Source organism: Bartonella sp. AP258QHHD, from assembly GCF_042196145.1.
In the GTDB taxonomy this organism is placed as follows: domain Bacteria; phylum Pseudomonadota; class Alphaproteobacteria; order Rhizobiales; family Rhizobiaceae; genus Bartonella.
This window is the reverse complement of sequence record NZ_JBHIPR010000063.1, coordinates 42,380-54,847: the sequence shown is the minus strand read 5'-3', so window position 1 is coordinate 54,847 and position 12,468 is coordinate 42,380. Positions and strand designations below refer to the sequence as shown.

The following is a 12,468-nucleotide window of genomic DNA, read 5'->3' as shown; positions in this document are numbered from 1 at the left end:
AACTATGAAGAAACCGCTTTATAGCGATCAAACAATGCAGTCACAATATTTGATGAACAAAGGCTATTGGATGATTTAACCATAAGCAGATCCCCAGAAGAAATTTCTGCTAAAAGAAGCGATAAAATTTTCTCAATATTTTCAGCATAATGAACCTTAACACCAGCAGACAAATCACTGACTAAAGATTTCATCGCCTCACCAAATAGAAAAACCGGATTAGCACCAGAAAGACGTATTGGTTTTATTAAATCACGATGAAGCTTTTCACTATACTCCCCTAACTCTAGCATATCTCCTAAAATAGCAATTCGCCGCCCCCCTTTCCCTACAGGCCCTGTAGCAAGAAGCTCAAGTGCAGCACGCATAGAAGCAGGATTTGCATTATAGCTTTCATCAATGAGATAAAATTCACCCCCATTTGATAAAGACAGTCGATAACGAACACCTCGCCCCTTTTGAGAAGAAAAATGGCGAAAAGAAAGCAAAACAGGCTCTAGCTCAACCCCCATAGCATCACAAGCAGCAATAACCCCTAAACTATTTTGCACAATATGGCGCCCAGGAGCACCAATTTGGACCTCCCTATCCCGCCCCCCCATACGCACAATCATAGAAGAACTATCGGTTAGAAGACGTATATCATGCGCTTGATAATCAGCATCTTTAGTCTCACCAAAGCTTAAGATCTTTTTTACACCGCATTTCTTTGCTTTTTGAACGAGATAAGAAAAAAATCACTATCCGCATTTAAAATGGCAATGCCTTCCTCATCCAATCCTTCAAAAATTTCAGCTTTTGCCTTTGCTATTTCTTCAAGATCCTTGAAAAAACCCATATGTCCTGCACAAATATGCGTAATGAGAGCAACATGCGGACAAACCAGTTTGACCAGAGGGCGAATTTCATCTCTGTGATTCATGCCAATTTCAAAGATACCATAATCACTCTCCACAGGCATCCGCGCTAAAGTGAGTGGAACCCCCCAGCAATTGTTTAAAGAAGCGAGATTCGCATGAACATTCCCAGCCGTTGCAAGTGCTTGTTTCAAAGCTTCTTTTGTCGTTGTTTTTCCCACCGATCCTGTTATCGCGATAATCTTAGCTCTTGAACGTTTGCGTGCAGCTTGTGCAAGTTGTTCTAAGGCTTTCAAAACATCAGGAACGACAATGAGTGGAGCCGATATCTTTTTCATATCCCTCAAACGGTGTTCCGCAACGATAAGAACGCCTGCACCTCGTTCATAAGCTTGCGCAGCAAAATCATGACCATCAAGATGATGCCCTTTAATGCAGAAAAAAACATCCCCTTCCGCAAGAGTACGGCTATCAATGGAAACCCCAGAAAAAGTTTCTGGCAGGCTTCCCCTTACAACACCATTAACTGCAGCAACAAGTGCTTGCTTATCCCATAAAGCTGTCATTTTTTTCGGTCCTCTAAAGCTTCTATCGCTTTCAGACGATCTGAAAAAGGATAAGTTGTCTGCCCTATAATTTGGCCATCCTCATGACCTTTTCCAGCAATGATTAATGTATCACCAACTTTCAAAAGCTCCACCGCGTAAGAAATAGCCTCTCCACGATCTGCTATCTCTATTGCTGTTGGCACCGCCTGTAAAATATCCTTGCGTATTTTTTCTGGCATTTCTGTGCGAGGATTATCATCCGTTACAATAACAATGTCCGCTTTATCCGCCGCAATTTTTCCCATCAAAGGTCTTTTCCCTTGATCACGATCTCCTCCACAACCAAAAACAACGATCAAGCGCCCTTGCGTAAAGGGACGAACAGAAAGCAAAACCTGCTCCAAAGCTTCTGGTTTATGGGCATAATCAATGTAAACAAGCGCATTATTTTCTGTCTTTCCCACAAACTCTAACCGCCCAGGTGCTCCCTGCAAAGTTTCAAGCGCAGAAAAAACCTTACGAGGTGAAACGCCCGTTGCAATTGCTAACCCCGCTGCCATAAGCGCATTGGCGACCTGAAAATCTCCAGCTAAAGGCAAATCAAATGTATAAATATTGTTTTCCACACGACACTCAATACACTGTTTTGAGCGTTGATGTTCGACACGATTAATCGTGATAAATTGCCCCTTACGACCAATTGTCAAGACACGGCGGCGCGCTTGTGTAACAACATCAATAACCTTTTGTGAATAAACATCATCAGCAAAAATCAAAGCAGGAGCAGATACAGGCAAAAGTGTATCAAACAACCTCATTTTAGCCCGCAAATAATCCTCTACCCCCGTGTGATAATCCATGTGATCTCGCCCTAAATTGGTAAAGGCACCAGCCGTTAAACGGACTCCATCAAGTCGTCCTTGGTCAAGCCCATGCGAAGAAGCTTCAAGAGCTGCATGAGTCACACCTTCATGAGAAATTTCATAAAGAAGACGGTGCAAGACGACCGGATCAGGTGTTGTGAGAGAACCATAAACATTCCGTTTAGGAGAAACAACACCAACCGTTCCTATACTCGCAGCACAAAATCCAGCATAAGTCCAAATTTGCCGAAGAAAAGAGACAACAGATGTTTTACCACTTGTACCAGTCACAGCAACGACCGTTTCAGGCTGAGAACCGTAAAAACGTGCAGCTGCCAACGCTAAACTATGACGAACATTAGAAACACGTAAAATGGGAACAGATAAATCCTCAAGAACAGCATGATAATCTGTAACGATTGCTCGTGCGCCACGCTTTATCGCATCATCTATATAGTGCCTTCCATCACTTTTTTTTCCTTGAACAGCGACAAAAACATAGCCTGGCAAAACTTGCCGAGAATCCACACTGATTCCTGTTATTTCTATTGAAGAAAGACTTTCATCTTCAACACATTCTGTAAAAACTGTTCCCAACAACATGATAACGCACCTTTATATTCATTTTACCGTTGTTTAACGAAACTTGAATTGCTCTTTTTACTTAAAAGAGGCTCATATTCTTTTTTAAAATCGGGTTTTACACCAAGAAAACTAGCTGTGCGACGAACAATATTAGCAAGCATTGGTCCAGCATTCATTCCCGCTGTTGCTGAACGCTGTCCCTCCTCTGGCTTTGGTTCATCGATAATTGTTAAAACAACATAAGCAGGATCTTCAATAGGAAAAGCAGCAAGAAAACTATTGAAATTTTTTGTTTTAGAATATTTTCCATTTTCAACTTTTTCAGCTGTTCCTGTCTTACCACCTACACGATAGCCTTCTACTTTTGCATTACGTCCAGAACCAATATCACTATTTAATTGATAAAGGTAACGCATATTTTGACTTGTTTTAGCCTGCAAAACCCGTTTTGCATGGTGCAGAGTTTGTTCTTTTGTGCGTTTTAAAAATGTCGGAGCAATTAACCAACCACCATTCATTAAAGCAGCAGCCCCGACAGCTGTTTGCAAGGGTGTTGTTGCCATACCATGCCCAAAAGAAATCGTCATAGAATGTATATCCTTCCAATGATGTGGCACAATAGGGTGGGCAACTTCAGGCAACTCTGTTGTGAGACGATCCAGTAATCCAAGTTTTTGTAAAAAACCACGATGTTTATCAATCCCTATCGCCAATGCCTCTTTAGCAGAACCAATATTAGAAGAATAAATAAAAACCTCCCATAACGTTAAGGGTCGATTTTTTCCATGAAAATCATGAATAGTATACCCACTACTTGCTTTTATTGGCTTTGAAGCATCAATAATACTGTTTAAATGAAAAATATCAGAATCAAGTGCCATGGCGGTCGTAAAACTTTTAATAATTGATCCCATTTCAAAAGCTCCTGCCGTCATCCGATTGAGACGATCACTTTTTAAAGCTTCGATAGGATTTCCAGGATCAAAATCTGGTAGTGATGCCAAAGCCAAAACTTCCCCCGTATGTATATTTAAAATAACAGCTCCTGCAGCAATTGCCTTATAACGCTTCATAGCCTGAATAAGTTCATCATGAATAATTGCCTGAACACGCACATCAATCGAAAGCTGAACTTGTTTTAACGATTCTTCCATGGCAAGACCAGCGGCACGCAAAGCACTCAACCCCGCATCATCAATATATTTTTCCATACCTGCAATGCCCTGATTATCAACATTCACCATACCGAGAATATGGGAAGTTACAGGTCCATCAGGATAAAAACGACGAATTTCAGTCCGAAAACCAATTCCTGGTATACCAAGAGCCATAATTTGCGTCTTCTGCATTGGTGTTAACCCCCGCTGTATCCAAGAAAAACTAGATTTTCTTTTTAAGCGCTTATAGGTTTCCTGCCAATTAAGATCAGGCAAAACTGTTGAGAGCAATTCAATTGTTTCATCCACATCAATAATACGTCGTGGCTCAGCAAAAAGTGAATAAGTTTTAATATCTGTTGCCAATAAACGACCATTACGATCAACGATATCAGGCCGTGCCATCAATTGAAGAACTCCAGGCCCTTTTGCTTCTTCAATCTGTCCACCTTCCAACCCATAAGAAATAAGGCAAGCCCCCATGATGCCATATAAAATTAAAAAGCAGAACAACGAAAAAAGCAAACGTGGACGACTAGAATAGGGACGACGAACAGAAACATTATGATTATTCAACGAATTCTTTAAGCGCTTTTTCTTCTGTGAGAATAAAAAAGTCGATTTCATTACTGCGCGCCTTTTTGGACAACACTATTGATCTGAGAAACCCGATTATTTGTCAAAATATCTTGATTATCTTCCAAGATATTTTGTTTAATCACTTCTTCAATTTGATCATGTACCCGTACCGGAATGTCTTTAAACTCCACGATTTGACGCGGCTGTATAACCTCTAACCCAAGTTCTTTCTGATAACGTTTCGCAAGTTTTTGCATGCGTGAAGGCCTTATCATCACAGCCCACTCAGCATGAAGCAAACTTACCGTATTTTTTGCTGCAGCAATTTCATGCTCAAGATGAAGAACTTCGTTCATTCGCTTTTGAACATCATATTTTACCTTATAAGTAAGTCCTGCCATACAAATCATAATCAACACTAAAATCATATCAAATGTACGAAAAACTGTCATTTTTTGCTGCCTTCAAAACTGGCAATCTCTGCTAAACCAAATAATTTCATATCTGCTGCAAGAGCCTCTGCTTCAGTCCGTACACCAATACGCAACCTCGCAGAACGTGAACGAGGATTTTTCTGTAACTCCTCTTTAGTTGCCGTGATCCCACCTCGAAACAAAGGAAAAAATGTCGCTGGAGCAGCCTTTATTTCTGGCAGATAGCGTGATCTCATACATTCTCCAGAACGAGCCGAAAAAAATCTTTTGACCATACGATCTTCAAGAGAATGAAAACTGACAACCCCCAAACGGCCTCCAGCTTTTAAAACGCGTTCAGCAGCAAATAAACCACATGCCAATTCACCAATTTCATCATTAACATAGATACGAAGAGCCTGAAATACACGTGTTGCCGGATGAATACGATCTCCCAGCTTACGTCCTATCAACGTTTCGATAGCATACGCCAAATCACCTGTACGCAAAAAAGGCTGCACAACACGACGCTTTTCAATCATCCGTGCAATTCGCCCCGCATAACGCTCTTCCCCTAATATCTTAAAAATACGTGCCAAATCCCTTGCTTTTAAATGATTGATAACATCGCTGGCTGTAAAACCAGTCTGAGCCATTCGCATATCCAATGGACCATCTTTTTGAAAAGAAAAACCTCTTTCTGCTTCATCAAGCTGCATTGAAGAGACACCAATATCCAAAATAACTGCATCCACCTTCTCTTCAACGACACGATCAAGCTGTGAAAACGCCATATGGACCAAACGAAGGCGTGGAAAAAATTCTTCAACAAGCGATTGTCCTGCACTGATAGCATGAGGATCACGATCAAGAGCAATCACCTGTGCCCCTGCCTTTAACAAAGCGCGCGTATAACCACCAGCACCAAAGGTGCCATCAATCACTTTTGCTCCAACCAATGGCATAAGCCCAGCCAAAACTGGCTGTAACAACACTGGAATATGGCGTTCAGCTCTTTGATCCTGCTTTATCAAAATAATCCATCTTGAAGTTATGCCGTCTTAAATCAACAGCTCTCTCATGGCAACTGATCTTAGAATAACCTGGCCTTCAACTTTCACATTAATCACAATGAACGAAAAAACTAAAGTTATACCAAAACAGATTCTAACGCATTATACTTAAAGAAATGTTATAATTTTTTAAAACACTCTTTGCTCAAGTGTCTATTTCAAACACATAGACTCCATAAAAGACCGTATATAATTGATCTTATAAAATATCGCCTATCATCATGAAATATCAGTCGGCCTATAAGCCGGGTTCTGTAGAGTAAAGCTTACACTTTACATGGCAACCATTCATCTGGGACGGATGTTACCATCCGCCTCGTGCAACCTACCCGAATGACTCGCCCGGAAATCGGCTGCAAATTAAATTTTGCACGTCATTTCTATTTGGTCTTGCTCCCGGTGGGGTTTACCTTGCCACATTCATTACTGAATGCGCGGTGGGCTCTTACTCCACCCTTTCACCCTTACCTATAAAAATAGGCGGTTTACTTTCTGTGGCACTTTCCCTAGGGTCACCCCTGCCGGGTGTTACCCGGCACCGTCTTTCCATGGAGCCCGGACTTTCCTCACCTGCCGTATTTCAGTATCAGACAAGCGCGGCTGCCCAGCCGACTGACATACTGATTTATAAAACATTTTCTGCTCCGTGAAAATAGCATCTTAAAATATTTTATGACAAACCTCTCTCAACAGATGTTTTTATTTTAATGAAGCCAGATAAGTCTTTACTTTTGCGCAATATTTCGCTGAAATGGAATTCATTTTTTTTGCAGCATGACCTGCGTTATATTTAAGGATTGTACCACACGTACTTCCACCACTGAGTTTATAGGCCCTTGCCAAATAACGCATACCATATTCAAGATTGGTCGCAGGATCGTACAAATCCTGTACAGAACCACTAAAGCCCAACCCTCGTGCCGTAGAGGGTTTAATTTGCATCAAACCTATTTCGCCAGCAGCCCCCTTTATACCTGCCTTATAATTACTTTCAACTTTTACAACAGCATGTGCTAAATTAACGGGAACATTATATTTATTCGCAAGTTTCTGAATAAGAAACTCATAAGGACGAGCAGAAATCTTAGAAGCAACAATCACTGAGGTTTCTCCTGATTCCGCAACATTTAAGACACTATGAGTCCAACTTATATCAAATACAAAAAATACAGCACATGCTGTATTTAACAAGATTTTCAAAAATTGCATTTTCTTTCTCTTCACTCAAACATTCTCAAATTCTAGCCGCAAGTAATTTGCAAATGTATTATACAAAAAAGAAAGCAAAAGAACGTCTTTAAAAAGGAAATAGTAAGACAATTTCAAGCTAAAATTATGAAATAAAAGAATATATCTTTATGCACAAGTCTCAGATTTCTCTATATCATAAAATAAAAAAATAAAAAGACTATAATTAATCTTATAGCGTATCAAATAAAATGATATAATCTATAACTTGCGGCTATCTCTGTTGTATCAATCAATTTTTATATTAAAAAAATAGCATCTGAACTAGATGTAATATTTTTTACATAAGATTATTAATTTTTTTATTGAGATCAATCCCTCAAAGAAAGAGAGACAAGAGCATCTTTTTACCGAAGATGCTCGATATCAAAAAAGGTTCACAAAAAATATAAATCGTTATCAACGCTTCTCTCTGATTAATAAACACCCACTGCACTCTTTATGTCCGATAAAACCTCAAAAAATCACAAAACAAATCCCCCCATCATTGCGCATAAAAAAATTCATAAATATACTAAAACCATCATACTCTTTACCAATTCAAAATATTGGAACAGACTTTTAGCTCTCAAGATGTCTCAAAGAAGCTTTTTAATTCCTTTTTATAAAGAGTTTTTATCCACACAAGCCTCTACTTGTGGTATACAAGAAACTGATTTTAATTTTTTCACCATGGATAAATTTAAAATGAGAGGATTTTACAATTCTTAAGATTCTCATTCAATATAAAATGATAAATTATCATTATAAAACAATATACTAAAAAAGTTATATCCGTTTTTATCCCTACAACAAAGCTTAACAATTACTTGTGTCTATTTTTTTTTGAAAAATGTTAGAAAACTCAATACCCCCAAAGCCTTTTTAAATAAAAATAGACCTCTCATCTTCATTCAAATATTTTTTCTTTGTCACAGACTATCATCTTATCAGTCTTGCACCTCATTTTCAGAAATCATACAAGTGGATAAATATCCTAAAATCCGCAGAACAAAAAAAGCTTAAATCCTTTAAAAAATTTTATTTTCTCATATCAAATAAAAAAATAACCGGCATATAAAATGCAGTTAACGTGTTTTATTATAGTCAATACTGCTTTTGTCATTGTAGCGATTGATAATGCAATTAACTTGGACCAATACCCTTGATAGACTTTCTATCACTCCTGTAATGATTGCAACATTACCCTTATACTCCAATTGCTTACCTTTTGAGAGATAAATTCTGTTAATACCTTACAAATTGATCATCTCCTCGCACTTTTCAAAATTTCAAGAGAAGCTCTTTCTCCTTAAAATAAAACCCAAAAGCGCGATTAAAAAAATAGCTAAAAATAAGCATTAGCAACGGAAGGACGAGAAATCGCTTTCGAGAGAGCCATAGCAACAGTTTCACCAGATTTTTGAGCCTGCTCACGACTCTGACCACTTTTAGAAGCAAGCGCAATTACATCACGACGCAGCTGCGCAATAAACAACTCTTGCTGTTGAGGGGTCATTTTAGAAAGATGCTTGATAATATCTGGAAAAGATACGGATAATCTCTCTAATAACTCCTCCTCTGTTACATCAAGCTGCTGAGAAGAAAAAGAAGAGCGACCGGGAAAAAACTGATAAACAACACCACTTCGAGAAGCAAAAAAGACAGCGCCAAAAATAAAAAATACGAATAAAATAAAAATAATACGATGCGAAAAAGATCCCATTATCTCTTACCTAAAGACCACAGAATACAAACATAGATTCCTTTTATGATTCCCCTTATAGCATTCAACAATGCCTCAATAAAGAAAAATCAAATTATTAAAAATGAATACGCTAACACTATCCGCCCAATAAGACTCGCCCCTCTATGTATTTAGGTACTATAGGCGAAACAATAACAAATTTTACACCTCCCCCTAATAACACCTTACATTTCCTAAAATAATTACAAAAAGCCTGACTGAGGATTTCCTCAGTCAGGCCAGACAATCTAGGGGATCCACGCGGGGGGGGGGGAGGAGGTTCCCCGATTGTCCTCTTACATCAACCACTAAGATAGCTGATGCAATATTCTTGCTATGGAATAAAATTCTTTAAACAACAAGAAATTCTTATCATCTTCTACGCAAAAAAACATAAAAGAATTATAAATTATTTAAAAATGTTTAAATTTAGGCAAAAAAAGTTCAAAATGACCCAATTTGAAGCAATTTTATTTCAAGAAGCATCAATTAGAATCTACGATCATTATAACTTTTAAATAGTTTCTTTCATAACTCTGATGATCATATTAAAAAACAGTAATTTCTACGTATCCACCCTATAAAAATCAAACTACGTAAAAGTAGAATCACTTTTCCAACAGCAATCACCACAAAAAGAAAAACGTAGATTTTTAAAATCTTACACAAATAACCGTAAAAAATGGAAAATATCTTCTTGCAAGAAAGCTATGAATTATTTAAATTAAAACAATAAATTAGAGAAAATAAAATCTTATCTACCTTTATAAAAAATTTCTGTAAATGATCATTAAAATATTGTTACATCCCTCATGTAACAATCAATGAGAAACTTAAACAGCTTAATCTTATGAGAAAATGAGAACTCTGAAGATATTTGTTTCGAATCACGCCCCATCGTCATTCCAAATAACGATAGACCATTTTACAATAACCAACAGTCTCTAACGCATTTTAACATAACAAACCGAAATCAATGCAGACATTTTCTCTTAATCTCTATCATTTAAATGATCCCGTAAAATAATACACACAGTAGTTTCTATGCTCAAAAATTTTTATAATCTGTTCTTCTAACGTAAACAATTCATTGATTTACAATCATAACTCATCATTTTACAATTTACATGAGAAACCTCAAGAACGTAAGATTCCCTTATTTTCAATCTTCGTCTATTGAATTAATGAATAGCCATACTATCGCACATCACAAACAAGAAGAAGCATATGGATAAAAAACATAAAACGATGATGCCGGCTTACAACTTTTACTTAAACTAAAGACGATGGTGCCCTATCAATTTTACGCTATACCCACGGACTGCGTCATAAGATGAGCGGCAAACATAAAAAGAAAGAAAATACTTTTGGCAAAAACAATGAACTTATTTAATAACCTTCATAACTTCTCATGATAAAGAGATACGAAACTTTAGTGTAATATCACACTTTTCTTTCCTACTTTCAGCCACAGACTATCCCTAGATCATCGCCGATCTTATTTTATGAATATAATGCATTGTCTTACCCTTTTACTTTTTCGTCTTTTTAGAGCATCTTTTTGCACCCCTCACTAAAAGTTCCAACGTACTCCTTATCTAAAAACCTGTTTTAAAGAGATATTTTAAGATCTATTGGGCACCACCATCTTTGACATTTATGAAGGTATGAGCCTTCACTATGATTATATTGTGCGGCATTATATCATATTGCAGCCGCCCTCACATTTAGAAGATGTATTTTCTTTTACAAACGGTATCATTAAGATAAATACCTTCTTTTGTAGCAGACAAACAGACTCTTTCGGATTCTGAAACAGGAAATTTGAAATGAAACAACATTCCTGTATTTAAACCTCTTATTGAGTCTAAAAAAATCAATGATCTTTTAAAATCAATATATTGGCTAATAACATAAATATGATATCAAGAACACCTTAAATAATGATCCTCATAGGCTTAACTCTATAGAAGGTGCTTCATTATACAGCCTACACACCGCTATAAAACACCAATACTTCCATATAAAAACATAATACAAATGTAAAAAACAATAGCTCATCAATGATTGAATAAAGTTTTATCTCTACGCTATTCCTTGAGAAAAATCAGAGTATAAAGCACGTTAACAAACGCGATTTATGCAAAATCTACTTGTTTATCTTTGATATCGTCAACCAATAAACGCGGATCATGAGCAAGCCAAAGCGTAGCAATCCCCTCCTCACTGTTTTCATTTTGTATAGGAGTAAGACAAACCGTTTGTTCTAGAACAAGTCCCGCATTTTTAAGCCATTGTTCTATTTGTAAAGCCGAAAATCCAAAACGCATATGCACTTGATCAGAATATGAAGACTCAATTTCATGATAACCAAAATCCACAATCAATAAACGGCCATGAGGACGCAAAACACTTGATATCTCATGAAGGAATATTTCAGGATTTTCAAGAAAATGTAAAACCCAATGAAGAATAACTAAATCAAAAGTTGTATCTCCAACAGACAAGTGAAAAACACTGCTATCAAGCACAACTTGAACCGCATGCGTATAAAGATTAGAAAACAATTTTAAGATAGAGTCTCCACCTCTTCCAATATTCAGCATCGTCTGAAATGGTTTATCGCCAATGATTTCAAGTAAAGAGTTTTCTACACGATGATCTACCATATAGGATGACCGTAATACATCCCGTTGCAACGCATTTTTTAAGAAATGCTTCTTCCTCGTTTTTTGACGCTGCTTTTTAACATCCTTCAAACGTTCTAAATCATGCGCTAACAACACATCATTCTTTGGTAAAGACGAAAGAATACCCATCACAATGTCTTTACCCCAAAAATCATGACAAAGCTTAAAATAAAGGCTATCCCCCTTCTGATAACGCTCAATCAATCGTGCTTCGTACAATAAACGTAAATATCGTGATATACACGCTTGCGACTGATCAAGAATAAAAATAAAATCAGGAATTGTTAAATCTTCATGATGTAAGAGCCTAAGAACACGTAAATGGCTTACTTCTGCGACCGCTTTCAGCAGCACAATCATTGCATCTAAACTTGCACTTTTTTTCATAATTATCCCCTAAACATTCCTATAAACATTTGTTTGTAGGAAAAAAAGTCAAGCATACAACGCATATTCTCATCTATTTTGCTCTCTCTATTTTATCATACTATGAAAAAAATAGGCTAATGTAAAAAACGAACAGATCTTATCTCCCTGCTTCTCGTTATAATGAGAATACATTGATTTATAATAATAATTCATTTTTAACTTGAATAAAAAACCAGAATACCGTAGATTTTTCTCATTTCAAATCTATTCATGATAAATCAATCCAAATCATTCTCTTACAGCTCATAAACGGAGGGGACAGATGGATAAAAATACCTTTTATGCCCACCTAAAAACAAG

At 37.1% G+C, this 12,468-nt stretch carries 7 protein-coding genes, 1 other RNA gene and 1 pseudogene; all 9 read right to left on the bottom strand.

The features are described from left to right. Window positions 1–2: 2 nt before the first annotated feature. The 9 genes and pseudogenes from ACFIMM_RS07570 to ACFIMM_RS07530 all read right to left on the bottom strand — a co-directional run bounded on the left by ACFIMM_RS07570 (window position 3) and on the right by ACFIMM_RS07530 (window position 12,126). Window positions 3–1,423, bottom strand: a pseudogene (locus tag ACFIMM_RS07570) (UDP-N-acetylmuramoylalanyl-D-glutamyl-2,6-diaminopimelate--D-alanyl-D-alanine ligase). Next, on the bottom strand, window positions 1,420–2,871 hold the full coding sequence (locus ACFIMM_RS07565) for a UDP-N-acetylmuramoyl-L-alanyl-D-glutamate--2,6-diaminopimelate ligase (protein WP_375611990.1): 1,452 nt from the start codon (window positions 2,869–2,871) through the stop codon (window positions 1,420–1,422). Before ACFIMM_RS07565 ends, ACFIMM_RS07570 begins: the two are co-directional and overlap by 4 nt. Window positions 2,872–2,894: 23 nt before the next feature. Then, complete coding sequence (locus ACFIMM_RS07560; protein WP_375682751.1) at window positions 2,895–4,637, bottom strand: peptidoglycan D,D-transpeptidase FtsI family protein; 1,743 nt, start codon at window positions 4,635–4,637, stop codon at window positions 2,895–2,897. Further along, window positions 4,637–5,041 (bottom strand): hypothetical protein, encoded by a 405-nt coding sequence (locus ACFIMM_RS07555; protein ID WP_375638339.1) that lies wholly within the window; start codon window positions 5,039–5,041, stop codon window positions 4,637–4,639. The genes ACFIMM_RS07560 and ACFIMM_RS07555 overlap by 1 nt, the downstream gene beginning before the upstream one ends. Then, window positions 5,038–6,036, bottom strand: a complete 999-nt coding sequence (gene rsmH, locus ACFIMM_RS07550) for a 16S rRNA (cytosine(1402)-N(4))-methyltransferase RsmH (RefSeq protein ID WP_375621372.1) — start codon at window positions 6,034–6,036, stop codon at window positions 5,038–5,040. Before rsmH ends, ACFIMM_RS07555 begins: the two co-directional genes overlap by 4 nt. Window positions 6,037–6,300: 264 nt before the next feature. Next, window positions 6,301–6,691, bottom strand: an RNA gene (rnpB, locus tag ACFIMM_RS07545) — RNase P RNA component class A. 83 nt (window positions 6,692–6,774) lie between these two features. Continuing rightward, window positions 6,775–7,284, bottom strand: coding sequence for a lytic transglycosylase domain-containing protein (locus ACFIMM_RS07540; RefSeq protein ID WP_375613362.1), 510 nt, complete (start codon window positions 7,282–7,284; stop codon window positions 6,775–6,777). A 1,366-nt stretch (window positions 7,285–8,650) separates the two neighbouring features. After that, complete coding sequence (locus ACFIMM_RS07535; RefSeq protein ID WP_375611985.1) at window positions 8,651–9,028, bottom strand: hypothetical protein; 378 nt, start codon at window positions 9,026–9,028, stop codon at window positions 8,651–8,653. A 2,159-nt stretch (window positions 9,029–11,187) separates the two neighbouring features. Beyond that, entirely contained in the window at window positions 11,188–12,126 is a 939-nt protein-coding gene (locus tag ACFIMM_RS07530) for an ArsR/SmtB family transcription factor (protein ID WP_375682752.1), read from the bottom strand. Window positions 12,127–12,468: the final 342 nt, after the last annotated feature.